The organism is Shewanella sp. MMG014 (genome assembly GCF_018100775.1).
Classification (GTDB): domain Bacteria; phylum Pseudomonadota; class Gammaproteobacteria; order Enterobacterales; family Shewanellaceae; genus Shewanella; species Shewanella japonica.
On the sequence record NZ_JAGJDZ010000009.1, the window covers coordinates 188,330 to 214,103 of the forward strand.

General features: G+C 41.8%; 20 protein-coding genes. 4 read left to right on the forward strand and 16 right to left on the reverse strand.

Features of this window, described 5'->3' with window-relative positions; translation table 11 throughout:
• Window positions 1-233: 233 nt before the first annotated feature.
• Window positions 234-782, reverse strand: a complete 549-nt coding sequence (locus J8L86_RS15410; protein ID WP_211030956.1) for a hypothetical protein — start codon at window positions 780-782, stop codon at window positions 234-236.
• A gap of 479 nt (window positions 783-1,261) precedes the next feature.
• Complete coding sequence (locus J8L86_RS15415) at window positions 1,262-2,041, reverse strand: sulfite exporter TauE/SafE family protein (protein ID WP_065108488.1); 780 nt, start codon at window positions 2,039-2,041, stop codon at window positions 1,262-1,264.
• A 325-nt stretch (window positions 2,042-2,366) separates the two neighbouring features.
• Here J8L86_RS15415 and azu point away from each other — a divergent pair, with 325 nt between their 5' ends.
• Window positions 2,367-2,822 (forward strand): azurin, encoded by a 456-nt coding sequence (gene azu, locus J8L86_RS15420; RefSeq protein ID WP_119968952.1) that lies wholly within the window; start codon window positions 2,367-2,369, stop codon window positions 2,820-2,822.
• 217 nt (window positions 2,823-3,039) lie between these two features.
• Here the strand turns inward: azu and J8L86_RS15425 are convergent, their stop codons facing one another.
• From J8L86_RS15425 to J8L86_RS15465, 9 genes are all read right to left on the reverse strand, one after another.
• The gene (locus tag J8L86_RS15425) at window positions 3,040-4,056 is read right to left on the reverse strand and encodes a DUF4238 domain-containing protein (protein ID WP_211030957.1); all 1,017 of its coding nucleotides are present in this window, start codon (window positions 4,054-4,056) and stop codon (window positions 3,040-3,042) included.
• A gap of 574 nt (window positions 4,057-4,630) precedes the next feature.
• Entirely contained in the window at window positions 4,631-5,287 is a 657-nt protein-coding gene (locus J8L86_RS15430) for a 3-oxoacid CoA-transferase subunit B (RefSeq protein WP_211030958.1), read from the reverse strand.
• Between the two features lie 11 nt (window positions 5,288-5,298).
• On the reverse strand, window positions 5,299-6,015 hold the full coding sequence (locus J8L86_RS15435; protein ID WP_055026069.1) for a CoA transferase subunit A: 717 nt from the start codon (window positions 6,013-6,015) through the stop codon (window positions 5,299-5,301).
• A gap of 59 nt (window positions 6,016-6,074) precedes the next feature.
• Window positions 6,075-6,968, reverse strand: a complete 894-nt coding sequence (locus J8L86_RS15440) for a hydroxymethylglutaryl-CoA lyase (protein WP_065108483.1) — start codon at window positions 6,966-6,968, stop codon at window positions 6,075-6,077.
• A gap of 10 nt (window positions 6,969-6,978) precedes the next feature.
• Window positions 6,979-9,006, reverse strand: a complete 2,028-nt coding sequence (locus J8L86_RS15445) for an acetyl/propionyl/methylcrotonyl-CoA carboxylase subunit alpha (RefSeq protein WP_065108482.1) — start codon at window positions 9,004-9,006, stop codon at window positions 6,979-6,981.
• Window positions 9,006-9,878, reverse strand: a complete 873-nt coding sequence (locus tag J8L86_RS15450; protein ID WP_211030959.1) for an enoyl-CoA hydratase-related protein — start codon at window positions 9,876-9,878, stop codon at window positions 9,006-9,008. The genes J8L86_RS15445 and J8L86_RS15450 overlap by 1 nt, the downstream gene beginning before the upstream one ends.
• A gap of 23 nt (window positions 9,879-9,901) precedes the next feature.
• Entirely contained in the window at window positions 9,902-11,509 is a 1,608-nt protein-coding gene (locus tag J8L86_RS15455) for a carboxyl transferase domain-containing protein (protein ID WP_055026073.1), read from the reverse strand.
• A 165-nt stretch (window positions 11,510-11,674) separates the two neighbouring features.
• Window positions 11,675-12,844 (reverse strand): isovaleryl-CoA dehydrogenase, encoded by a 1,170-nt coding sequence (locus tag J8L86_RS15460; protein WP_211030960.1) that lies wholly within the window; start codon window positions 12,842-12,844, stop codon window positions 11,675-11,677.
• Window positions 12,845-13,052: 208 nt separating this feature from the next.
• Window positions 13,053-13,445 (reverse strand): MerR family DNA-binding transcriptional regulator, encoded by a 393-nt coding sequence (locus tag J8L86_RS15465; protein ID WP_055026075.1) that lies wholly within the window; start codon window positions 13,443-13,445, stop codon window positions 13,053-13,055.
• Window positions 13,446-13,839: 394 nt separating this feature from the next.
• On the opposite strand from J8L86_RS15465, the gene J8L86_RS15470 reads away from it, so the two are divergent.
• Entirely contained in the window at window positions 13,840-15,762 is a 1,923-nt protein-coding gene (locus J8L86_RS15470; protein ID WP_065108479.1) for a propionyl-CoA synthetase, read from the forward strand.
• Between the two features lie 323 nt (window positions 15,763-16,085).
• A complete protein-coding gene (locus J8L86_RS15475; RefSeq protein WP_247663432.1) occupies window positions 16,086-16,565 on the forward strand; it encodes a hypothetical protein in 480 nt (159 codons plus the stop codon).
• 214 nt (window positions 16,566-16,779) lie between these two features.
• Here J8L86_RS15475 and J8L86_RS15480 read toward each other — a convergent pair whose 3' ends face one another.
• From J8L86_RS15480 to J8L86_RS15500, 5 genes are all read right to left on the reverse strand, one after another.
• Entirely contained in the window at window positions 16,780-17,529 is a 750-nt protein-coding gene (locus J8L86_RS15480) for an SDR family oxidoreductase (protein ID WP_080916190.1), read from the reverse strand.
• Window positions 17,530-17,958: 429 nt separating this feature from the next.
• Complete coding sequence (locus tag J8L86_RS15485; RefSeq protein WP_211030961.1) at window positions 17,959-18,969, reverse strand: LysR family transcriptional regulator; 1,011 nt, start codon at window positions 18,967-18,969, stop codon at window positions 17,959-17,961.
• Window positions 18,970-19,239: 270 nt separating this feature from the next.
• Complete coding sequence (locus J8L86_RS15490) at window positions 19,240-19,773, reverse strand: hypothetical protein (protein WP_211030962.1); 534 nt, start codon at window positions 19,771-19,773, stop codon at window positions 19,240-19,242.
• Window positions 19,774-19,784: 11 nt separating this feature from the next.
• The gene (locus tag J8L86_RS15495; protein ID WP_055026081.1) at window positions 19,785-22,010 is read right to left on the reverse strand and encodes an aldehyde ferredoxin oxidoreductase; all 2,226 of its coding nucleotides are present in this window, start codon (window positions 22,008-22,010) and stop codon (window positions 19,785-19,787) included.
• A 19-nt stretch (window positions 22,011-22,029) separates the two neighbouring features.
• A complete protein-coding gene (locus J8L86_RS15500) occupies window positions 22,030-22,677 on the reverse strand; it encodes a 4Fe-4S dicluster domain-containing protein (protein WP_211030963.1) in 648 nt (215 codons plus the stop codon).
• Window positions 22,678-23,070: 393 nt separating this feature from the next.
• On the opposite strand from J8L86_RS15500, the gene J8L86_RS15505 reads away from it, so the two are divergent.
• Window positions 23,071-25,470: an OmcA/MtrC family decaheme c-type cytochrome gene (locus J8L86_RS15505; RefSeq protein ID WP_211030964.1), complete on the forward strand. Its 2,400-nt coding sequence runs from the start codon at window positions 23,071-23,073 to the stop codon at window positions 25,468-25,470.
• Window positions 25,471-25,774: the final 304 nt, after the last annotated feature.

The following is a 25,774-nucleotide window of genomic DNA, read 5'->3' on the forward strand; positions in this document are numbered from 1 at the left end:
GCCTAATATAAAATGCAAAACTTGCACGATTAAACCCACAGAATTAATAGGTGATATTTAACGTTGAATATAATAACGAATTTTATCTAATTTACTGATTTTGCTATATATTGTGAGTTTTGTAGGTTGATTAATCTTGATTAAAAACAACCGCTATCAACCAATAGACTGATTTGCACTGAAAGCAGTTAAAGCATGACAATCGCCGGCTGTTTCTAGTAAAGCGCGCTGTACTAGCGTTTGAAGAAGTGTCGAATTCGAGTTACAGCATTGAGTTTTTGGCTTTGCTTATTCGTAAGTAGGTCAGGCTGGAATTGAGCAATTAATCGATATAAGTGGTAGTGAGTGACTTTTTTTGCCACATACCAATCAAGGCGGATGATTGAGCCTCGTAAAGTAGAGCGTTCGAAGTCTACTAAGCCTAATTTATTCTGATTATCAACAATGATATCTCTTATGGGTAAGGCGTGCCGAGCAACACCTGCTTCGAGCATTTTATTGACTAATTCAATCAAATCTTTCAAGTTATCACGGGTTAGATGGGCTGGCGTTTCACCCGAAATTTTTGACATCACCAGTGTTTTGTTTCTGTCATCACAGTCGATTAAATTGGGGACTCCATTAATATTTTGAAGTCTAACTAATGATTCTTTTTCGATGTTATAACGACTAATGTATTTACGGTAAGGTTTAAAGTGCTTCTCTACTGAGTCTTTACCAATCGTGAGGTACATTTTTTCAGTATCGTAAATTCCATTTACTATATGTGTCTGAGTTTTCATTGGGTTTATTGCTTGTTACAGAATTATTTCATTTTATTTTAGTTTAAGCCTCTTCGGTATGGGACTTTTGGTTGAAGCTTAGAAGTGAATTTTACTTTGCTTAAACCCTGAATTGTTACTTCAGTAACAAAGCAGTGACTTGCCAGAAACGATAACCTTATATCTGCAATCAACACCGCTTTGTTGTTAAGAATGCAACTGGAATAGCAGTCACTCACTACATGTATCTCATCTTTTGAGAGGATGACAATAAGTTGAGTAAGAGAAATACACCGTAATGTTGCAGCTCATTACAACAAGGTGTATCTAGTTTTTAGGAAGGTTTAAATATCTGGTGTATAAAGAAATAAACCGTAATGGCGCAGCTCATTACAATAACAAGCTGCATCTAGTTTTTTGGGGAAGGTTTAAATATGTGGTGTATAGAGAAATAAACCGTAATGGCGCATCGCATCACAACAACAAGCTGCATTTAGTTTTTACAGAGGGTGAGAATATGTGGAGTAAAAGAAATAAACCGTAATGGCGCAACTCATCACAATCACAAACTGCCTCATGCGTACTTGGGATACCTTGTTGGCAATATGGGCTGACATATAACCGCCAATCAAAGTACCAACCAGTACCGTAACCCCCTCGAACCAAGCAATTGCATCATTGTAGATAAATAAAATAATAGCGATTAAGGAAACCGATGAAGAAATGACTAGCTTAATGCCATTCATCGCATTGATATTAGTGTGCCCAGCTAATGCCAAATAACTTAAACCGATAATGCCTAATCCCGCATTGAAAAAACCGCCGTATATACAAACAGCTAGTAGCACTAAAAATAACATTACCGCGCCCAATTGAGAGGCATATTTATGTTGATTCGATAAGCGACTGAAAAAGGCATTGATTTTAGAGCCAAAAATAAACAGTAAGGTGGCAAATAATAGTAACCAAGGAATCGCTTGTTGGAACACGGTCTCTGGAGAAATGAGTAATAGCCATGCGCCGAAAGCACCACCAAATAAACTGGTGATGATAATGGTTTTAATCTCTTTTTTATGAGCAAGCAGCTCTCGCCTAAATGCAAATGCACCACTGAGATATCCAGCAAAAGACGAAAAAGTATTGGTTGCATTAGCCATAATCGGTGGCACGCCAACAAATATTAGTGCAGGGAAAGTGATAAAACTGCCACCGCCAGCTAGCGAGTTTAAAACGCCGCCAAAAAAACCAGCAAGTAACAGTAATAAAATATCAAACGTCATGAAATTAGCCTAGCAATGGCAATAGGGCAGAGCCTATTTAGGAAGATTAACCCCCAATCTTACATGCAAAACGGTAATTAAATATTAAATTACAGTGCTCTTTCGCCACATTATCGATATTTTTAAATACGCAGACATATGAAGTAAGCATCCTAAAAGAGTAGGATGCGCTAACTCTTTTGATTTCTCCTAAGGACTTATTTATCAAGCGCTAATCAATATTTAACTTATTTACAATTGGTAATCATTCTCATTTGGAGTGAATTGTTTTAGTATGCTTTCGTTTTTAATAACAATGCATTCTATACCGTCACAAGGAAATGATATGACCAACATGATTAAAGCTACAGCTGCACTAGGCGTAATGTTAATGAGCCTAAACGTTAACGCAAGTGAGTGCGAACTAACAATTACGGCCAATGATGCGATGCAATTTGATAAGAAAAGTTTATCAGTGCCAGCGACCTGCAAAGAAGTGACCTTAAACTTACACCATTCAGGCAGTTTACCTAAATCAGCAATGGGCCATAACTGGGTACTAAGCACTGCTGACAATGTTCAAGCTATTGCGAATGACGGCATGACTGCAGGTGTTGATAACAGCTATATAAAAGCGGGTGATGAAAGAGTGTTAGCCCATACTGACGTTATTGGCGGCGGTGGCTCAACATCAATAACGTTTAATATTGAGGGGTTAGATAGCAAAGCCGCTTACCGATTCTTTTGTTCATTTCCAGGTCACTGGGCGATTATGCAAGGCAGCTTTGTGATAGAAGCCTAATATTTTTTAATGTGACTCTAGCTGGGATGCTGAGAGTGATCATGGCTCAACTGAGGCTATGTCGGCGACGATAGGCAGGATGCCTGAATGTCATGAAGTGCATGGATGCACGAGAATGACCAGCCTCCATCACGCAAATGAACTTAACGCATTCAGACACTTCCAACGGAGAGCATTGAATCAGCAGGATTAATTGAAGCTTGGATATTTGCCTAACTTATTCTATTTCTATTTCAATATCGGGATTTAACTCTTTTAACTGCTGATTAGTAACACCAAAAACAGAGAATGGATTTATCCCTATTGAAAATTCAATTCCATAAAAGGGCTTTAGCTCGTAGTCTCTATATTCTGGGTATTCAATCCCATCGGTGCATGACATTAGTTGTATTAACTGCTCAACTTTAATCGATTCGGCATAATCATTTTCTGCAGAAGATAACATATATGGTATCTGTGGAAAGGCCCCTAGAAGCTCAAGGTTCATCTTGCTGATGACGTTATTGTTGTCATTTTTTGCAACTATTAAAGAGGTCGAAGCTGATTTTATGAGGTCAAAATTAATTTTATATGCGTTACCTTTCTCTAACTTAAGTACTTCTTGTTTTGGGAAAGGTAATTTGCTTCCTATAAGAGCTAGCTGTATTTCAATAAATGAACAAGCAACAAAGCATTTTTTAGGACTTAAAGGATAAAATATCGTTGTATTTGGGTTATGGAGAAAGCCAGTCATATAAACAGGGTTATCAGTTCGAACAAAGAAATCACCTTCGGCTGCTTCGAGAATTATCCAGTTTCGAGATGCAATATATTTATTATCTTCGCACCATTGGCAGCCAATAATATCTTCTTTAAAGGAATTATCTACATCACTTGATTTTTCAAGCTCTTCGCGATATTTGAAAAAACTAGGAGTTCTCATAGATTGGGTAATAATAAATTGTCCCCACTTCATTCTTTCATCATTATTTAGAGTTTCTTCATTTGAAAGCTTATCGTAAATTTGAGCGGTATTATTCTCGATTTCAGTATCAAGCTTATCTTCCAATTCCTGTGAATATAAATTGAATTCATACCCCCATGCCGTTTTACCTTTATCTTTGTGTGAATCCACAACACATTTTCGATGAGGACAATAATAATAATATTTATAATGCCAACCATTTTCTTCATTTGTCCAATGTTGATTAGCAAATACAGGGCTAAAATGATTCTTTTTTGTTTGTTTTTTCATAGTATCTCCTGCAAGAAATTGATTTTTAAGTTTGAAACCCATTTACTCCATTATTAGAACGAATTAACGGGTGAAGTTCTAATGATATAAAGAATAACTGATTTTATTAGCCATCAAAATGTCATTTCTACAAAGTGTATATGAGCTCATTAATGCTTGATAAGTATTAGCTATATGGTTAAACCTCAAAAGTAACAACTGGCCCTGCTAGTTCAACACTCTCCATTCGAAGTTGCTGTGGTCGTTGAAGAAAATAACGTAAGTCCAGTCATGGATGTCTGGCTAGCTTTCGAGGGGAAGGGACGCCCCATCGGAAGCGTTAGTTATTTTCGAGTAAGGCCGCAGCTTATTCGCTTCATAGAATAACTTCGTTGGAGCGCTGCGGGTTTGTTAAGGGGGATAAGCGCTTTCCCCCTTGGCTCTGGTGTGGGCGAAGCGCCACGACTTTGATTCTGCTGTTATCTTTGTGGCTTTAAGCAATCCCATAAAACTTCAGAATCACCAACAAAAAAGCGAACCTCCATTGAAGCTCGCTTTTGATCTTTTCAAAGTTAAATTGAATCAAGCATTCAATTTAAAACACCATTTCTGGTACATGCTCTGGCACGACCAACTTACCCGCAGTTTTAGCAACAATCTCTTCAACGCTCACCCCTGGTGCACGCTCTAGCAAGTGAAATGCGCCGTCTTTGATTTCCATAAAGGCCAAGTCTGTCATGACACGTTTGATGCAGCCGTAGCCTGTTAATGGCAGCTCACATAGAGGCAGTAGCTTTGAGTTACCTTTTTTATCTGCGTGCATCATGGTGACGATAATATTGTCAGCGCCAGCAACTAAATCCATTGCGCCGCCCATGCCTTTAATTAATTTTCCTGGGATCATCCATGATGCAATTGAACCATTAACATCCACTTCAAATGCACCTAGTACGGTTAAATCCACATGGCCGCCACGGATCATGGCAAAGCTTTCTGCTGATGAGAAAAAAGATGCGCCATCAACAGCGGTGACCGTTTGTTTACCTGCATTAATTAAATCAGCATCAATGGTGTCTTCGGTTGGGAACTCGCCCATACCCAGCAAGCCATTTTCAGATTGCAGCATGACGCTCATGCCGTCTGGAATGTAATTAGCGACTAAGGTTGGAATACCGATACCTAAGTTAACGTAAAAGCCGTCTTGCATTTCTTGTGCTACACGTTGAGCAAGTTGTTCTCTTGATAAAGCCATGTTCTTGCTCCTTATTTTGCAGCCGTGTCAGTTGGTTTGACAGTACGTTGTTCGATGCGTTTTTCAAAGCTTGCTTGTATGACGCGGTCAACATAAATACCTGGGGTATGAATGTGGTTTGGATCTAATTCACCCGGCTGGACAATCTCTTCTGCTTCAACGACCGTAATCTTGCCCGCAGTTGCCATCATAGGGTTAAAGTTCGCTGCCGTTTTACGAAAGATCAGATTGCCCATCGTGTCAGCTTTCCATGCTCGAACAAGGGCAAAGTCAGAGGTCAGTGAATCTTCAAGCACGTAATGTCGGCCTTTTATTTCACGGGTTTCTTTGCCTTCAGCAATAGGAGTTCCGTATCCAGTTGCGGTAAAGAACGCAGGAATTCCAGCGCCGCCAGCACGGATTTTTTCAGCCAATGTGCCTTGTGGAGTCAAGATAACGTTTAACTCACCCGATAACATTTGCTGCTCAAACGTGGCGTTTTCGCCCACATACGAGGCAATCATGGTGGCGATTTGACGTTCTTTTAGCAGAAGGCCTAAGCCGAAATCATCAACACCAGCGTTGTTTGAGATGGCGGTTAATCCTGTTACACCCATTTTTACCATGTGGTTAATTAACCCTTCTGGAATACCACAAAGGCCAAAGCCACCGACCATGATGGTCATGTCATTGGTGAGTCCGTTTAAGGCTTCTTCGTAGCTATGAACGACTTTATTGAGTCCTGCCATCATCTTGTCCTTTTCTATCTTGCGTTAAGTGCAAATTATTGGGGCCAGAATAACCTTGGTTATTCACTGCAAATTGCTTGAGCAACTTTCGAGCCCGTTAGTCGGCCTAAAGCGGCGCTAATTTGTTGGCCAGCTTTAGCTAATTTGTGTAAGTCGATACCGGTTTCAATCCCCATACCATGAAGCATGTATACAACATCTTCTGTCGCTAAATTGCCTGACGCACCTTTAGCGTATGGGCAACCACCTAGGCCGGCCACAGATGAGTCAATCACACTGATCCCCGTGTCTAAACAAGCTTGTATATTGGCAAGCGCTTGGCCATAGGTGTCGTGGAAGTGTAGTGCCAGTTTTTCAACAGGCACTAATTTAGCCACGGCTTCAACCATCTTACGGGCTTTAATGGGGGTGCCAACACCAATGGTGTCGCCAAGTGAAATCTCGTAACACCCCATTTTGTAAAGTATTTCAGACACACGAGCGACTTCATCAATCTCAATGTCACCTTCGTAAGGGCAGCCAAGGACACATGAGACATAACCACGTACTGGAATGTTACGGGCTTTAGCCATTGCCATGACTGGCTCAAAGCGTGCAATAGACTCTTCAATAGAGCAGTTTATATTGCGCTGACTGAAGGTTTCTGATGCTGCGCCAAATATAGCAACTTCATCTGCTCCAGCGTCAAGCGCAAGTTCCAGCCCCTTTAAGTTAGGGGTTAAAGCGGAGTAAACAACATCTGGCTTGCGGGTTAATTGCTTAAAAATATCACCCGAGTCGGCCATTTGTGGCACCCATTTAGGGGAAACAAAGCTACCCGCTTCAATTCGCGTTACACCTGCATCAGCTAACTGGTCGATGAGCGTTAACTTGTCTTGCGTGCTGACGGGAAGCTCATTTTGTAATCCGTCACGGGCGCCAACTTCAAAAATACTGACTTTATGCGGCAACATTATTTACGCCTTATGCTTGTTCGGCGTCAGCCGTTGGTTCGACATTTAAAAGCTGAACACCGTCGGTGACGAGCTCGCCGCTTTGAAAATAAAATTCACTCACGACACCATCAAAAGGGGCTTCGATGGTGTATTCCATTTTCATGGCTTCCATGACTAGCAGCCCTTGTCCTTCAACGACGGTTTCACCGACCTCAACCAAGTGTGTTACCACCGTGCCATTCATCGGGGCTTTTAGTTTTTCTGCGCTATCAACTGTTTCTTCGGCTTCTTGGGCGAGAACCGCTTTAAAGTGATAACTACCAGAAGGTAAAAATAGCGTGAACTCATCGCCTTCATGGCTAACTGGTACTTTACTTTTATGGCCGTTAATTTCAGCCAGTAAGACCTCATCTTTGATGCTGCCAGCCAGTTTAAGGGCTTGACCATTTAAACCAAGGTGCAGCGAGTCTCCTAAATCAGTTATCACTAGGTTTTGCAGTTCGTGTTCGCCATCTGCGCCTGTGACATGCAGCAATGCAACATGATGCACACTGGCACTGTTGAGCCTAAAGCCGCTGACTTGACCCCAAGGCGAGTAAGGATCATCGCTATTGGTGGCATTGATTTTTGCAGCTTGTTGACGGGCCAATACCTGGTAAAGACCGGCTAATGCCAATGCATTTTCAGTTTCATCGGTGACATCGCCAATTAAGCTATTTGAGTAACGCTCAATAAAGTCGGTGCAAAAGTCGGCTTCTGCAAAGGCTTTATGTTCGGCAATATTGGCTAAAAATTCGATATTGTGTTTCAAACCGCTGATTTGGTAAGAGCTTAATGCGTGGGTTAAACGCTGCAATGCGCGAGGGCGAGATTCGTCCCATACAATCAGTTTTGAAATCATCGGATCGTAAAAGTTACTGATGGTATCGTTTTCACGGATACCCGAATCAATGCGTACATGACGGTTTTGATCAGGCTCACGTAGGAAGTTTAATTTACCGGCAGCTGGTAAAAACTCATTACGGGGATCTTCGGCGTAAATACGCACTTCAAAAGCATGGCCGTGAACCCGCACCTCATCTTGAGACAAAGGTAATTCGCTGCCACTTGCTACCATCAATTGCCATTTGACTAAGTCTTGCCCTGTGACCATTTCTGTCACTGGATGCTCAACTTGCAGGCGAGTGTTCATTTCCATGAAGTAAAAGCTGTCATCGGTATCAAGTAAGAACTCAACCGTACCAGCGCCAACATAATCAATAGCTTTTGCTGCAGCGACTGCCGCTTCACCCATTTGTTTGCGCAAACTATCACTTAGGCCTGGTGCTGGTGCTTCTTCGACCACTTTTTGATGGCGACGCTGAATTGAACAGTCACGATCGGATAAGTAAATCGTGTTGCCAAAAGTGTCAGCAAAGACTTGCACTTCAACGTGACGAGGTTGGCGAAGGTAGCGCTCCATCAATAGTTTGTCATTGCCAAATGATGATGCAGCTTCACGACGTGCTGAGTTAATGGCTTCAAGCACGTCGGCCTGGCTCTCAACAATGCGCATCCCTTTACCACCACCGCCATAAGCGGCTTTAATGAGCATTGGGTAGCCAACATTTTTTGCTTCATCAAGTAATGTCGCATCGCTTTGGTCATCGCCATGATAACCAGGCACTAATGGTACATTGGCCGCCCCCATAATGATTTTAGCGGCACTTTTGCTGCCCATGGCATCAATTGCATCACTACCTGGACCGACAAATGCAATGCCATTTTGTTCACAGTTGCGAGCAAATTCTGCATTTTCTGATAAAAAGCCATAACCAGGATGAATGGCTTCAGCGCCTGATTTTTTAGCAATATCAATAATTAAATCAGCTTTTAGATATGAGTCAGCAGGAGCACTGCCACCGATGTGAAATGACTCATCAGCCATAGCAACGTGACGGGCATTGGCATCAGCGTCAGAGTATAAAGCGACTGTGCGTATGCCCATATCTCTGGCGGTGTTAATAATGCGACACGCAATTTCACCGCGATTAGCAATTAATAATTTGGTAAACATTACTGAACTCCTTGTGCAGCAGTCTTTGTGCTTGCTTGGGGGCTTTTATCGTTATTATTTTTGCTGGCAGTTGTCCAAGCAGCAGGGCGTTTTTCAAAGAAGGCGTTAAGACCTTCTTGACCTTCATCAGAGACCCGAATACGGGCGATTTGCTCACTGGTGTAGGCAAGAGTGTCGTCGTTAATAACACCATCTTCGAGGTGAGATACTAAGGTTTTAACCCATGCCATGCCTTGTGGGCTATTCGCGTTAAAAGCATCGATAAAGGGTTGTGCAGCGGCATCTAAATCATCATTAATTTCGTGAATAACTTGATGATTTAACGCAACGTCAGCACTAAAACGTTCAGCTGTGAGCATGTAACGTCTTGCTTGGCGGTTCCCCATTGCTCTGACGACATAAGGGCTAATCACCGCAGGGATAAGGCCGAGTTTGACTTCGCTTAAACAAAAGCTTGCACGCTCATTGGCGATGGCGATATCGCAGCAACATATAAGGCCAAGTGCACCGCCAAAGGCTGCGCCATTGACTAAGGCAATGGTCGGTTTGGGAAATTTGTCTAAAACATGCATTAATTTGGCTAGCTCATGGGCGTCATCGAGATTTTGCTCGAAGTCCATTTGAGCTTGTTTGCGCATCCAATTAAGGTCTGCGCCTGCACTGAAGTTTTTCCCGTTGGCTCGTAGAATTAATTGATGGCAAGTTTCGTTATTGGCAAAAAACTCAATGGCGGTGATCATTTCATTAATCATCACTTCATCAAAGGCGTTATGCTTTTCAATACGATTAAGTATTAACTCACCAATACCTTGGTTAAGCTGACATTCGATGTGTTGAAAAGAAAGCGGTAGTGTCACTGTATCAGTCATCATGTACTCCTATTGTTAAACCGCAATTACATGCGGAATACACCAAATTTGGTATCTTCAATAGGCGCATTTAGTGCCGCCGATAAAGCAAGACCTACCACATCGCGTGTTTGCGCTGGGTCGATAATGCCGTCATCCCATAATCGTGCACTCGCATGATATGGATGTCCTTCTTTGTCGTATTGCTCAACAATGGGTTTTCTAAAGGCTTGTTCGTCTTCATCTGACCATTCTTGTCCCTTACGAGCTAAACCGTCACGACGAACGGTCGCTAAAACGCCTGCAGCTTGCTCGCCGCCCATGACGGAAATTCGGGCATTTGGCCACATCCACATCATCGTCGGCTCGAATGCACGGCCACACATGCCGTAGTTACCTGCGCCATAACTGCCGCCAATAATCACGGTAAATTTTGGCACATTTGCACAAGAAACAGCTGTTACCATTTTAGCGCCGTGCTTAGCGATGCCTTCATGTTCATATTTTTTACCGACCATGAAGCCAGTGATGTTTTGCAGGAACAATAATGGGATTTTGCGCTGACAACATAGCTCAATAAAGTGAGCGCCTTTTTGTGCTGACTCTGAAAATAAAATGCCATTATTGGCGACAATACCGACAGGGTAGCCGTGAATACGGGCAAAACCACACACTAAGGTGTTACCGTAATTCGCTTTGAACTCATCAAAGTCAGAGTCATCAACGACACGAGCAATCACTTCTTTTACATCAAATGGCTTTTTAAGGTCGGTGCCTACAATGCCGTAAAGCTCGTTGATATCAAATTTAGGTGGTTTCACTGGACTTAGCTGCGCAGCAATGTCTTTTTGATGATTAAGGCGCGCAATGGATTTACGAGCAAGCTCTAATGCGTGATCGTCATTTTGCGCTAAATGATCTGCCACACCAGAAATTTTGGTGTGCACTTCAGCGCCGCCAAGCTCTTCTGCTGTGACTTCTTCACCTGTAGCTGCTTTAACTAATGGTGGCCCAGCTAAGAAGATGGTGCCTTGCTCTTTGACGATAATTGATTCATCAGCCATTGCTGGAACGTATGCGCCGCCTGCGGTACATAGCCCCATAACCACTGCCACTTGCGGGATCCCTTTCGCTGACATTTGCGCTTGGTTGTAGAAAATACGGCCAAAATGATCTCGGTCAGGGAAGACTTCATCTTGGCGCGGTAAGTTTGCCCCGCCAGAATCAACCAGATAGATACAAGGAAGATGACAGCGACTTGCAATATCTTGAGCGCGTAAATGCTTCTTCACTGTGATGGGGTAGTAGGTTCCACCTTTGACTGTTGCATCATTAGCAATAATCATACATTCAACGCCGCTAACACGACCAATACCGGCAATGACCCCAGCCGCTGGTACGGCTTCATCATACACCTCGTATGCTGCAAATTGAGAAATTTCCAGAAAAGGTGAACCTGGATCGAGTAGCTTTTCGACACGTTGGCGAGGGAGCAATTTACCTCTCGAAAGATGACGTTCAAGTGCAGCGGGGCCGCCACCTTGTTCAATCTTAGCGAGTTTGAGTTTTAGGTCGTCTACGATGGCAGCCATGTCATTATGTTTGGCTTTAAATTCATCGCTACGGGAGTTAATACGGCTGCTCAGTTGCGTCACAATGCATATCCTTATTGAATCAAGTGAGGCGTTAGCATGGCTGAGACAATGGGGGAAACTCTCAACCACGCTACGCAAAACACTTTCGATTTACCGATTAGTTACGGATGCCCGCCGTTTGAACGGCTTAGGTTATGTGCTTACGATAGCGTGTTGCTATCTTGACTATTTTGTTTCGTTAAACAGTTCACGGCCAATTAGCATGCGGCGAATTTCTGATGTGCCAGCACCGATTTCGTATAGCTTGGCATCTCGTAATAATCGTCCTGTGGCATATTCATTAATATAGCCATTGCCGCCGAGTAATTGAATCGCATCTAACGCCATTTTCGTGGCCAACTCTGCACTGTATAAGATAGCGCCAGCGGCATCTTTACGAGTGGTTTCACCGCGATCGCATGATTTCGCCACATTATAAACGTATGATTTTGCTGCATTCATACCGGTGTACATATCAGCGATTTTGCCTTGGATAAGCTGAAATTCACCGATTGATTTACCAAACTGTTCACGCTCGTGAATGTAGGGCACAACGATGTCCATGCACGCATTCATGATGCCTAATGGACCACCAGATAATACGACACGTTCATAATCTAAGCCGCTCATTAATACTTTTACGCCATTGTTTAGGCCGCCTAGAATGTTTTCTTCTGGGACTTCACAATCTTCAAAAACAAGCTCACAGGTGTTTGAACCACGCATTCCGAGTTTGTCTAGCTTTTGAGCGGTGCTGAAACCTTTAAAGGTTTTTTCAACGATAAAAGCGGTAATGCCGTGAGGGCCTTTATCGATATCGGTTTTAGCGTAAATCACTAGAGTGTCGGCATCAGGACCGTTAGTGATCCACATTTTGTTGCCATTTAGAATGTAGCGGTCGCCTTCTTTACGAGCATGAAGTTTCATCGATACCACATCGGAACCCGCATTAGGTTCGCTCATGGCTAAGGCACCAATGTGCTCACCACTAACCAGCTTAGGCAGGTACTTGGCTTTTTGAGCAGCATTACCGTTACGGTTAATTTGGTTAACGCAAAGGTTTGAGTGTGCGCCATAACTAAGGCCAATTGAAGCTGATGCGCGGGAGATTTCTTCCATGGCTACAACATGAGCAAGGTAGCCCATATTAGCGCCGCCGAACTCTTCAGGTACGGTCACGCCTAGTAGTCCCATTTCGCCTAATAGTGGCCACATATGGTTAGGGAATGTATTGTCTTGATCGACCTGCGCAGCAATCGGTGCGATTTCATTTGTTGCGAAATCATTGATGGCGTCGCGAAGCATATCCACGTCTTCGCCCAGGCCGAAATTAAGGCTTGTGTAGAGTGATGTCATTGTCTTGTGTCCTGTTGAATATTAGGTACTTTTACCGTGAAACTATGTTGTTTCTTAGGCTTATAATTTTTATGTTGAGCTTTGTATTGGTTAAGCATCAGTTCTTAGTGACTAATTGCTTGGTTTAACGTTATATCGAGTCGATGAGTGCGACGTTTTGAGCTTAGTTGTTAATTGTGATGCTTTGAGGGGGGCTCCCCCCAATTATTTAATCTTGTTCTAGCGCCGCTCGGCATTGCTGCTCTGCAGAATTCAGCTCCATGAGTACGACTTTGATGTCATCCATTTGCTGCTGCAGCGAAGCTTTCTTTTCTTCTACTAAGTCGAGCATGGTATGTAATTGTGACGTACTGCTTTTATCCGCATCATACAGTTCGAATAACCGACGGGTTTCAGCTAACGAAAAGCCTAATCGCTTACCACGCAAAATCAGTTTTAGACGAACTCTGTCTTTTAAGCTGTAAATACGGGTTTGCCCACGGCGTTTAGGTTTAATAAGCCCTTGGTCTTCGTAAAAACGAATACTCCGAGTCGTGATATCAAATTCTTTTGATAAATCACTAATTGAATAGGTTGATTGTGGGTTTATATTCGCGCTCATCATCTCACCAAAAATACGTCTTTTGATGCAAGATATATGAAGTTTACGTAAAGGTAAAGTTTGTCACCGGTTTGTGATGTGTTTTCGCTTGATGAAGTTGTAAATTGAGCTTGCCAATACTGAGAAAATCTCAGTTTCGGTGAGGTGAAAAGGCTTGTGTTTAATTGGGCGAAGTGTAGCAAATTTTTGCTGCTGTTTATCATGAAAATTTATACGACTGTTTTAATTTCAGCTAGTTAGTTAATTATTTCTATGCAAATTGCAGCGGGATTTATCGGTATTTCTATATCCCTTGGTCTAATAGGGTTTATTTTTTAACCACGCCATAATGAAAAAATTATGATCAGAAATAAAAATATCAATTGCGAATAAAAAACTGATAGAGGAATAGCATATGGCTGGATTAGGGATGAAGATGCATCAGCAATCTATACAAGATAAGCAGACGTTTTGGCAACAAGCATCACAAGCAGTGACTTGGTTTACCCCCTTTAACACTGTGTTGGACGAGTCGAATGCCCCTTTTTATCAGTGGTTTGCTGGTGGCAAAATGAACTCTTGTTTTAATGCTGTCGACAGGCATGTTGAAGCGGGTCATGGCGATCGTATTGCCATCGAGTATGTGAGTCCTGTGACTCAAAATCACTACAGTATTACGTATCAAGAATTGTTATCTCAAGTCAGTCGTTTAGCAGGTTACATGGAATCCATTGGTATTAAAAAAGGCGATAGAGTCGTCATTTACATGCCCATGGTGCCAGAAACCGCCTATGCAATGTTGGCTTGTGCTCGTATCGGTGCAATCCATTCTGTCGTTTTTGGTGGCTTTGCTGCTAATGAACTTGCGACCAGAATTAACGATGCTAAGCCTAAGCTTGTGTTATCAGCATCATGCGGTATCGAGCCATCTGGTGTTGTAAAATACAAACCGCTACTGGATGAAGCGTTAGAGCAAGCGACTCATCAAGTTAATCATTGTGTCATTTTAAATAGACCACAATATCAAGCTGAATTACTGAGTGAGCGCGATGTTGATTGGCAGCAAGCAGTAGCAGATGCACCATTAATTGATTGTGTTCCCCTTGAGTCAACTCACCCTTTATATGTGTTATATACCTCAGGTACCACAGGGCAACCAAAAGGAGTTGTAAGAGATAACGGTGGCCACGCAGTCGCCATGATGTGGTCAATGAAACATATTTATAATATTGATGCGGGCGATGTATTTTGGGCTGCATCAGATGTGGGGTGGGTTGTAGGTCACTCATACATTGTCTATGGACCGTTAATGGCGGGAGCGACAACCTTAATGTATGAGGGCAAGCCCGTTGGCACGCCTGATGCTGGGGCTTTTTGGCGAATTATTGCACAATATAACGTTAAAAGTTTTTTTACCGCTCCTACGGCCATTCGTGCAATTAAACGAGAAGACCCTAATGGTGATGGATTAGACGGCGTTGATTTGTCTTGTCTTGGGCAGGTCTTTTTAGCGGGTGAGCGTTGCGATCCTGATACGCTTTACTGGGCGCAAGAAAAGTTGAACAAGCCAGTGATTGATCATTGGTGGCAAACTGAAACTGGTTGGCCAGTTGCTGCCAATTTAATGGGAGCCGATCCTATTGAAGTTAAAGCAGGATCGCCAGCAAGGCCAGTACCGGGTTACCAAGTTGAAGTACTTGATGCTATGGGTGAGCAAGTGCCTGCCAATGAAAGTGGTAATGTCGTGATTAAATTGCCATTGCCGCCAGGAAATCTCACCACGCTTTGGAATAATGACAGCCGTTACGTCGACAGTTATTTATCCATGTATGACGGTTATTACTTAACGGGTGATGCTGGTTACATCGATGAAGACGGGTATCTTTATATTATGAGTCGTATTGATGACATCATAAATGTTGCTGGGCACCGTTTATCGACAGGTCGATTTGAAGAAGTATTATGTCAACATGATGCTGTGGCTGAGGCGGCGGTGATTGGTGTGCAAGATAAACTTAAAGGCCAAGTGCCTCTAGGGTTAGTGGTATTAAAAAATGGTGTCGATATCTCTGATGAGCAATTATATAAGGAGTTATTAGCCTTAGTTCGCCATGAAATAGGTCCTGTTGCCTCCTTTAGATTGGTGAGTGCGGTGCAAAAGCTGCCTAAAACCCGTTCAGGTAAAATATTACGGGCGACGATGCGTAAAATTGCCGACAATAGTGCCTTTACTGTGCCTGCCACAATCGAAGATCCCATGACTTTAGATATTGTGCGCTCAGCGTTAACTAAGATGGGATATGCCGATGCGTTAGCAAAGGAACTCACAGCCTCTTGAGTTACACTGTGGTATAGCTGTGACAAGAAGATGCGTTTGGGAACAAGCTGAGCTTAATCTACGCTCAGCTTTTTTGATGAGTTTTGCGCCTTGATGAATAATTGCCTGAAATCTCGTGTAATGCTGGGGGGGTGTCGCTAAAAGGTGACTCAATATGGCATGACTGGCGAAGCGACATTATTAGTCTAAAATGAGAGCTAAACACTGATTTTATTATTTAATTTTACTTTGCATGATAATAACGACTGCAAATTAGTTTTATAATAAGCTAATACAATCCGTTTTTGTTAGCAGCTTATTCGATTAAAAAGGTTTTAGCATTCATGATTTCCAACATTAAAGAATTGCCTGAAAAAATTAACACTAAAACAAGTCGTTTGTTTTGGTTGACGTTATTCACTGGCGGTATTTATCCCATTCTTTGGTTGTTTGCGAAATACCCTAAAATGGATGATATCACCTCAATTCGCACTGCTGACGATAGCTTCGTGATAACTATTGCTGTGTGTTTTGGCCTTGGCGGCGTGCTAACCCACAGTGATATGGGATTATTCGGATTTGTCGGAAATATGATGCTGTTGATCGCATTTGGTCTTTATGTTTTTTGGTCTTTTCGTGCCAGAGCGGCGATTCAAGATTATGCTCACGTTAACTTCGATATTGATTACAAGATGAATAAGTTCTTCACGGTAATTTTTAATATTTTTTATATTAATTACTGCATAAATCAATTACCGGAAGAACAACAAAAAGGCCATCCAACCTATGGCAAAGGCTCGATTAATATTACTGAGCTAAAGTAATCCTGTTTCAGTATTTTGAACATAAAAAGAGAAGCTTTACGCTTCTCTTTTTATGTTTCTGACTTAATTTTTATGAACTGGTATCAAATTATTTAATGAACAGTTTTGTGTGCTTTTAGTTTGATATGTCTGCAATATGTTGTTTTATTGCTCTTTTATGTTTGAGGTTTAGTGTAAACAACATATGACGACAAGCTGAAAAGTAAGCGATTTTCTAGCTCATTTTACGTAAAAACTTATCAGGTAATATACGGAGGATTAATTGAATCATCGCCCAAGGGTAACTCGGCACATAACAATTCGCAGGTTCCTTATTGATTGCTTTGACCATAGCTTTGCAGCCTGTTTCAGCATCGACCATAAATAATGCCCCATCGGCGTGATCGTTAATTTCTGTTTTAATGTAACCAGGGTGTACGCAAGTAACCTTAATCGGTGTATTCATTACATCTAACCGTATGCCTTCGGAAAGCGAGCTTAATCCTGCTTTAGTTGCTGCATAAACGGTCATTGCTCGTCTAAAACCTCGCAGTGCACTAATTGAGGAAACTGTGACTAAGTGGCCCGCGTTTTGTTTACGGAATATACTCATTGCAGCTTCACACTGAGCTAAAGCTGCGATGAAATTAGTTTGTGCAGTTTGTTTATTGGCTTCAAATAATCCTGTGCCTATTGAGCCACCTTTTCCCATTCCTGCATTCACTATGATGCGATCAACTTGCCCCATTAACTGAGTAAATTGCTCAAAAACGTCAAACACCTGTTGATGGTCATTGACATCTAGCGGTAATAACCAGACGTTGACATTCGGATTAATCGACTCGATTTGACTTTTTAATGCATCTAATCGTTCGGTTCTACGAGCACAAAGTCCTAGATTGCAGCCTTGTTTAGCAAACTCTATAGCCATACCTTGACCTAAACCTGAGCTTGCCCCTGTGATAATGATATTTTGTCTATGCATCTTGATTCCATTCTGATTAAACACGAACAAGAAAACTTAACGTTGTTTCTGTGTTATTTTTATCGATAAATTTCTTGCTGTTTTTCAACCGATTGGATGAGAAAAGAGCAAAAGCTCAAATTATCTTGCGGACATTCCAAACAAGTGTCAAATCTGAGTGAATAATAACGATGCTATTTAAACCGTGGGCCGGTGAAGAGATTACTGCTGAAATCTTACGGAACCAGTATCTCGAGTTGTCAGGCGTATTTAGAAATGAACCTTGCGATGGCTTTTGCGTGTTTTGTGATTGAAAGGGAAGTGATGGCAAAGCATGGTAACACCAGCCATTGCGGCTGGTGTATAGAGTAAGGTTTTAGTATTTAGCTTATTAGTCTTTCTGGTATTTTGTTTATTTGTATTAGGTTAACTAACAATCTGGCAATCATTTTAGCGCTCAAATTGACAAGCTTTAATGCAGCCATTTGCTCCTGTGGTGATGAGCTCGGCAATTTTGTTTTTTACACATTCAGATAGCTTACGTTCAGACTTTCTGGTTTGCATGTAGAGCGTCATATTGGGCTTATTACGCATTAATTCTTCACGTTCTTTTCGTGGGACAATTTGCGCTCTGATGGTGTCATCATGGGTTAAATAATCTACCGCACCTTGAGATACCACTAAAGTAATAGCGTCAGTGCCGACTAAGAAGTCAGAAATTTCATTGAGGTTGTTTGTTTTAGCGGCAACGAGTAATTCTCTTTGACGAGAATCGGCAAACTGTTTTAGCGGTGTCGCTTCAAGTTCGCTATTAAAATGCAGCACTTCAGTCAAAATTACAGGGTAATTAAGCACACGATCTAAAATTGGCTTATACATCTCATCCCAAATTGGGTGGTTTTCTCTTGCGACTACAAAGGTGTCGGTAACTTCACAAATTTTCTGACTTTGTATGCCAACATGAATGGACGGATTGCAGGTAATGACGATGTCGCAATGACTATTCAGTAACATTTCTTCGTCATTTGCGCCGTTGTCTTGCAATACTGCAGATTTAACGCAGGGTTTCATACACGCGTTATTACACTGGCAGTTATACAGTTTCCTTAGCACGCCATTTGTAAAACCAGAAGGCGCATGAATGACAATTTCACTGTTAAGTGTTTCGATGCTTTTATCTATTTCTTGTGCAAGATCGATATGGTTGATCTCAATACGTTTAAGGATAGGGTAAAGGCGCTGAGACTTATCGGTTATTTCTAAGCCTGACACTTTTTTGATAAACAAGGGATCATCAAAAGCTTCTCGTAACCTAGACAGGCAACGACTAATTTTTGATTGGGGAACTTTAAATGACTCAGCTGTGAGTTTACCGCTTTGAAACTCGTAAAGTCGAAGAAATACCAGCAAAGTCATGTAATCAAGATGCAGAAGACTTTCTTGTGTAGTTGTTGGCTTCATATATCACACTTAGTTGGAATCATGTATGAGTAATGTACCAACTAGGAGGTAATTTAGGAGTTAAAAACTAGATAAGTTTTACCTTAGTCACGATAAAGCGGCGTTTTTATTCTTGAAGTGTTAACTAACGAATAAGATTAGCGAAAATCAGTCAAAAGTTTATTCTGTACATAGCCAAACTGGCTTAAATATAAATAAGAAATTTAGCCTATATTCATTTTATTGGGGTGTTATTGCCTTATACACGGCATATAAGGCAATAACGTTTACCTATGCAGACCACTCAAATGGATCATGGTCAGCCAACACTTTGGCATAAGTGTTGGTCATGGTTTTTATGGAGAAGTAATAACCATGAGTTTGTGTTTCATGATTCTTGGCATCGGCTTGAAAATGAATGTCTTCGCACCCCTCAGTTTGGCTAAATTTATCAATTAATGTCGTTAATTCACTGAGTTCAAGTTTATAAGGGGGATAGCTAAAGTTAACCGCTGCAACGAGTTCGCCCATTGCTGAATAACGGCGAATATAATCCGCCATTGTTTCAATTAACTTATCATCTTTTACCCCAATCCATTGGATGGCGTAACTTCTTACAATGAACCTTTTAGAATAAAAATAGTGCTCTTTTTCTCCCGCTATAATGGCGATATCGTGATATTGGCTATCTTCAATCAATTGCTGATGAGCGAGTTCAACATCTTCTATTTCTACATCAAGGCCTGCGACAGCAATAACTTGCTCGGCCGTCACCAGACGACCGTCCTTACTTAGCAAGCGAATATAATCAACCAGTTCAATCATATTTTATTTACCTATGCTGGTAACAATGCCAAGCTTTCTAGCTTGTCAGCGACGTAACCCAGTTTGAATTTTTCTAATGTTGCACGAGTCGGCACGCCAGTATCCTTATCCCAGCCCATTTCAGCGTAAAACATGTCTAAGCCTATTTGGATATCGTCTCGATCCATTTTAATCGTGCCTTCGTCGCCGAAGTTCTTGTCATGATCTAAGTCATAAACCCATTCAGACAAGACATCATGTTTATTTCGCTGATCAATTTCATTCATTTGCAACACGGTAAGTGCGCGGTGCAATTGCAAGACACTTTCTGCCATGGCGTCCAGTTCGGCTTCTGATGTTTCAATGCCTGTGACAAGGCTGAACATTTGTGCTTCGATTGAGCTGTCACCGATATAGTCTCGATTGGCATCTGGTGAAACAACGAGTGGGAACATCCAGTTACATAGGGTTAATGAATCATGTAATACATTTTTCACTAAACACCATTTAGCAAATTTTGCTTTGGAGGTATTCATGGCGGTGTAATGTTGAACTGGATCAAATGCGCCTTCGCCCCATAGTGACGCGGCTACTTCGGCGATCTTGGCGTGGGGAAGGCCACAGTTAATTAAGTTGATGTGCGAGTGACATTGCGGATCACGGTTAAATACTGTGTTTAGCAGCGCTCCTACTTGACCTGCTGATTCACTGGCGTGGTGAACGCCACCCACCATAGAACGGTTAAACACTTTCATGTTTTTATCGAGAAATACACTGTAGGTTTTACCGACTAAATCATAATTTGCATCAGATTCTAACTCGAAGGTCAATTCCGCCATACGAGGAGATTCTACCTCATTAAGAATATCTTCAACGTTGTACAGTTCACCATCTTCATTAATGAATTCATGTAAGCCACGGCCTAGGCAGCGCCCTAGAATATTTGAGCCAGGATAATCTTCACTGTAGGCAATACGGGTATAGAAATCTTGCATAAAATGCGCATCGAGATCAGCGTATTGTGCCCAATTAATCGCAGCATATTCTTCAGCTGGTAGAATGATTTCCCAAAAGCCGCGGGCGGTAAACTCTCGCATTAAATGGGACAGTTGGCCGTAAGCACTCCAAATACCATTATCATCCATATAATAGGCACCAACGGTTTGAATGTCGGTTCGTTTTTCACCATTGCTTGGTTTCCCCATGGCGTACCAAGGATCGAGAAAACCTAAACATACATTGGTAATGTTTTCGGTTGGCAAATTGTATTCGGTTTTCATTTTTGGGTTTTTAACTTCACAAAAACAGCGAATAGGGCAAGAGTGACAACCGCCTGGACGTTTGAAGATTTTATTGGCTTCGTCACGGCCAAAATACATTTCGGCCATTGAGGTGCGCATGCCCACTTTTTGGCGGTCATCCCATGGTGTTTCACCCACATCTACAGGATTGTCTGCTGCTCCCCATGTGACGCCTGGACCGCCACGCCAACGACTGCCTGTAGAGCTATACTCTGCCCAAGATTGCGGCTGATTAGGAACAACTCCTTGATTGTTAGCACCAATGATCCCAAGAATATGGTCATCTAATGCACGTAATTGCTCATTGGTTGTCGATTCTGCGATATCGACTGTACCAGTGCCAATAATACCAATGGCCTTAAGTTTTTTAGAGCCTAGTACAGCCCCATGACCGCCTGCTGAGTGGCCACCTTGAGTTTGAATAGTTGATTGAGCTACAAGGTGTTCACCACTAGGGCCAATTGCTGCAACCTGAGCTTGTTGTCCCATTAATTTACTGATGCTGGCAAAGGTATCGAATATGCCTACTCCCCATAAAGAATCTGCGGGTTCGAGTGTGACAGTGTCATCAACAATTTTTAGCCATACAGGGGTTTCTGATTTACCTTCAATAATAATTGCATCGTAACCAGCAAATTTAAGCTCTGGTGAAAAGTGACCGCCAAAGTGGCCATCAGTGATTAAGTGATTTCGAATAACAGGGTTACGAGAAGTAATCGTTGTTCTAGCCGAACAAATTGCACCTGAGCCACTTAATGGCCCCGCTGAAATAACTAATTGGTTTTCTTCATCAGTTGCTTTAATTCCATCGACATGGTCATCCCATAAAACTTTATAACCGATTCCCATTCCGCCAATATAATCGTGATAGGTTTCTGTTGTTTCTTTAGTAATAACTTTTGTAGTTAAATTAACTCTTAAAATATAACCGGCCCAGCCACCATATGTAGTAGTCATAATTATTCCTTTTTAGTTTTTAAACTAATTCTAAATACTTTTCATGAAGTTCAACTTCGGCAACAGCGTCTTCCCAGGTATAAAACTTAATTGCGCCAGTTGGGCAAACTTGGGCACAATTAGGACTGCCTTCACAGAGATCGCATTTGAGAGATTTTCGAGTGATTTTATCTATGGTGATAACTTGCTGCGGGCATTTGTCAGCGCAATAGCCACAACCGACACATAAGTCATCGTTGACCACTCTGGCTCCCGTTTCTTCGTTAACGGTAATCGCTTCTTGAGGGCAAACGGTCATGCAAACATCACATTGACGACAGGTTGATGGCACAATGGTGCTATCACCTTGTTCACCACGCTGGTCTTGATAGTTTGGCTGCACGCCATGGGGGCCAAAATTGAGGTTTTTGGCAACTTTAATTCTTGAGGTACTTGGGCTGACAGCTGATTTTCCGTGGCTCCAGCTACAGGCTATTTCGCAACGTCGGCAACCTACACATAAGATAGGGTTGACGACCATGAGTCCACCGGGTATGACTTCAACTATTGGGGTTTCTGCGTCATCACTGCTACCACACCCAGTTAAAAAACCGACTAATGTTCCACCATAAATGGTTCCGACAGCGACCTTAGCGCCATTAGCAAGTAGTGCTCTCCTTGTAATCATATTTGTTTCCTCTTAATTATAAATATTGCTTTTATGTTTATATTTATGATTCGAGTATTATTTAATTAATTTAAAAACAAGTTGATTATGATCACGTTTGTTTTCTTGTTTTTCTAATTAGTCTTAATATATATCTTAAGTCACATTTTTTGGCTGTGTATTCCATTTATTAAAAGTTGCTTTTCTATTTAATTGTTGAGAAATACTATTCGATTCCATTTTTTGGAATTGTTACTTTTGAACTGAGTATTTTACTTTGTGGAATGTACTGTTTTGTTAGTTGTTGTTTTAATATTTTGAGTGGATTCATGATTTTTATCACAATAAGATTTTTATAAATAAATAATTATTACTAAAAATTAAAAATGCCGTGAATTAATAAAAGGAATAATAATGATGAGCAAATTGTTAATTAGGAAATATAAGAAGTGGATAACACCGCTTGTTTTAGTTCCAATGGTTGCACTTACTGCATGTTCCGGTGATGACGGAAAAAATGGCGATGATGGAGAATCTGGTGACATTAACATTGCAATTTCATCGGCAAAATCATTACAAGCTGAAATTGAAAAGGTCACGATTGATGAGTCGTTGCAGGTTTCTTTTGAGTTTTATCTTAGTAATGCCAACGGTGTAGCTGTAAGTGGTTTAGCCGATGTGGCGTCCATTTCAACTTTAGGGGCAGGCATTGCTAAGCTCGGAGTTCAACAAAGGCGCGTGCGCCCATTGAATGAAGCAGATAGCGCTACTGTTGTGACAACTGCTGAAACTGATTTATCACCACAATGGACGAGTTATATCAATAACGTGGTTGAGCCTGGAGACGTTGCGGACAATGATTTAGAAGAGGGCTGGGACAAGCACAAAGGGACTCAGTGGCAAGCAAGTATTGAGTCGGATTGTAAAGAAGCTTGTATTGAAGCTATTGGAAACGGTTTATATCGCTATACGTTTTCACAGCCTTTAGATAGCTATTCAAATATTGATGGAATTAATACTGAATACAATGTAGAAAATATTCATCGGGTGTATTTAGAGTTAATGCCTTTTTCCGATGCAGACATCAGTACGATGTTGGTGAACACCACATTTGACTTTGACCCGACCACTGGCGTAAACGCTCCAGCAGAAGATACTCGGGTGTTACTGACAGCGGAGCAGAGTTGTTATCGATGCCATACAAATGACTTAAGTGCTGACAATAGCTTATTAATGCATGGCAATAAACGCTTTGATTACGAAGGCTGTGTGATGTGTCATACCAGTTATTCTGGCGATCCTGAAACAGGCGTGAGCATTGGCATGGCCAGCTTAGTACATAGAATCCATAAAAGTGATTATTTGGTCATTGGTTATAAAGGATCTGTCCATGATTATAGCGATCTGACTTATCCTGGTGATATGCATCAATGTCAGCAATGTCATATTGAAGATGGTGCGCCTCAAGCTGACTTTTACCAATACCCTGGTCAAGAAACCTGTTTAAGTTGTCATGAGAAATATGCACCTGATACCTGGAATGGGACTGCGGTAGGCTTATTTCACGATCGAGATGCGTTTCCTGATGCATGGGCGATGAGCTGCAGTGGTTGTCATCCAGATAGTAATAATCCATTAGGTTCGGCCATTTTCCACAATGCTACTGTGAGTGTGACAGATTCCTTGATTGAGCAATATCAGTTTGCGTTAACTGACAGTGTGGTAGATGAGGCGCAAGACACGTTAACAGCTACCCTAACTTTTAACCAATTAAGCACGAATCCAGATGCTGATCCCGCTATAGATAACCTTTGGCTGGTGGCATCAGGTAATCCGCAACAAGCTGTAATGCCAGAAAACAATGGCCAGCGTAAAGTGTGGGACCTGGTATCAAGCTCAGAAGATATCACGTTAATTAGAGAGAGCTCAGTTGTTACTGTGACGATTAACAATGCTGGTGTTGCCGATCTTGGGCTGAATACGACGGGTACCTTATATGCGAAGGTTATGGTTTGCGGAGACAAACTAACGGGTCTAGCAGCTTCATGTGAGGCACTAGAGACGGAAGCAAGTATCGTGCTTGCTGAGGTCCCAGCTGATGCAGCGATACCATTAACCACGAATGTTGAGCTTTATACTGAATTAGTGAATAACCAAAAGTGTATTGCTTGCCATGATGAACAGTTCCAGCAACGAGTGAATGAGGCTCACAGTAAAATATCTACACCAGCTAATGGGGCAACCTGCGGTGCTTGTCACTCGCCACAAGTTGCGACAACCTTAGCAGATGGTAGTTGTCAAAGCTGTCATACCAACGACATGGTTAAATACATGAATGCCACACGCAAACACACACCAGGTGATGCAAGTATTAAAGCATTTAGAACTATTAATAATAGTCTAGGTTATCGAGAGTTAGTGCATTCACTGCATGCACTAACTCGCACAACCAAAGGCTATACCGGTAGTGAACGTGAAGCAATGACGTATCCGGCTTCTGCGAACGATTGTCGTGCTTGTCATGATGAAGGTCAGCTCCAAATGGATACGCTTGCTGCGCAAGACTCAGTCATAGTGGCAGCTCGTGATGCGACCTCATCGGGTCAAGTTTCTGAGTATTCACCGACTGTTGCTGTGTGTGCCTCATGCCATAACACTGAAGCAAGCTGGGCAGCTCATGCAGAAAGCTTCGGCGGTGTATTCCAACAAGATGCAAGCTCTGGCGCAATATATCATCCTGGTGATGAGTCTTGCCAAACCTGTCATGGCGAAGGGAAAAGCTTAGGTATTGATGTGATGCACGGACTGAACTAAATCGTTCATCAATGTGTTAAAGGTTGTATGAGTTAGCTTGCTTAGATTAGCTTATACAACCTTTTTTAGTTACTTTTAAGCTAAAGTGAGCTCATTAATCATGTTTTATTAAGGTCGCTGGCTTGGTTATTTAACCAAAAATCTTGTATTTTCAGACTGCTGGAATAAATGTTGTAACGATTATTTACAATCCGTCTTAATTTTTTCTAACTCACTGTGTTTATTAGCTAAAACTTGTTTATTAGTTTGCTTTCCTAATTATGCAATTGTGTGTGCACATTTTGCGACTGTAATTTAGTTACAT

What these genes read in the sequence shown, in the direction of transcription:
- J8L86_RS15410 (WP_211030956.1), bottom strand. Translation starts at nt 782, where the DNA reads ATGAAAACTCAGACACATATAGTAAATGGAATTTACGATACTGAAAAA.
- J8L86_RS15415 (WP_065108488.1), bottom strand. Translation starts at nt 2,041, where the DNA reads ATGACGTTTGATATTTTATTACTGTTACTTGCTGGTTTTTTTGGCGGC.
- azu (WP_119968952.1), top strand. Translation starts at nt 2,367, where the DNA reads ATGACCAACATGATTAAAGCTACAGCTGCACTAGGCGTAATGTTAATG.
- J8L86_RS15425 (WP_211030957.1), bottom strand. Translation starts at nt 4,056, where the DNA reads ATGAAAAAACAAACAAAAAAGAATCATTTTAGCCCTGTATTTGCTAAT.
- J8L86_RS15430 (WP_211030958.1), bottom strand. Translation starts at nt 5,287, where the DNA reads ATGGCTTTATCAAGAGAACAACTTGCTCAACGTGTAGCACAAGAAATG.
- J8L86_RS15435 (WP_055026069.1), bottom strand. Translation starts at nt 6,015, where the DNA reads ATGGCAGGACTCAATAAAGTCGTTCATAGCTACGAAGAAGCCTTAAAC.
- J8L86_RS15440 (WP_065108483.1), bottom strand. Translation starts at nt 6,968, where the DNA reads ATGTTGCCGCATAAAGTCAGTATTTTTGAAGTTGGCGCCCGTGACGGA.
- J8L86_RS15445 (WP_065108482.1), bottom strand. Translation starts at nt 9,006, where the DNA reads ATGTTTACCAAATTATTAATTGCTAATCGCGGTGAAATTGCGTGTCGC.
- J8L86_RS15450 (WP_211030959.1), bottom strand. Translation starts at nt 9,878, where the DNA reads ATGATGACTGATACAGTGACACTACCGCTTTCTTTTCAACACATCGAA.
- J8L86_RS15460 (WP_211030960.1), bottom strand. Translation starts at nt 12,844, where the DNA reads ATGACATCACTCTACACAAGCCTTAATTTCGGCCTGGGCGAAGACGTG.
- J8L86_RS15465 (WP_055026075.1), bottom strand. Translation starts at nt 13,445, where the DNA reads ATGAGCGCGAATATAAACCCACAATCAACCTATTCAATTAGTGATTTA.
- J8L86_RS15470 (WP_065108479.1), top strand. Translation starts at nt 13,840, where the DNA reads ATGGCTGGATTAGGGATGAAGATGCATCAGCAATCTATACAAGATAAG.
- J8L86_RS15475 (WP_247663432.1), top strand. Translation starts at nt 16,086, where the DNA reads ATGATTTCCAACATTAAAGAATTGCCTGAAAAAATTAACACTAAAACA.
- J8L86_RS15480 (WP_080916190.1), bottom strand. Translation starts at nt 17,529, where the DNA reads ATGCATAGACAAAATATCATTATCACAGGGGCAAGCTCAGGTTTAGGT.
- J8L86_RS15485 (WP_211030961.1), bottom strand. Translation starts at nt 18,969, where the DNA reads ATGAAGCCAACAACTACACAAGAAAGTCTTCTGCATCTTGATTACATG.
- J8L86_RS15490 (WP_211030962.1), bottom strand. Translation starts at nt 19,773, where the DNA reads ATGATTGAACTGGTTGATTATATTCGCTTGCTAAGTAAGGACGGTCGT.
- J8L86_RS15495 (WP_055026081.1), bottom strand. Translation starts at nt 22,010, where the DNA reads ATGACTACTACATATGGTGGCTGGGCCGGTTATATTTTAAGAGTTAAT.
- J8L86_RS15500 (WP_211030963.1), bottom strand. Translation starts at nt 22,677, where the DNA reads ATGATTACAAGGAGAGCACTACTTGCTAATGGCGCTAAGGTCGCTGTC.
- J8L86_RS15505 (WP_211030964.1), top strand. Translation starts at nt 23,071, where the DNA reads ATGATGAGCAAATTGTTAATTAGGAAATATAAGAAGTGGATAACACCG.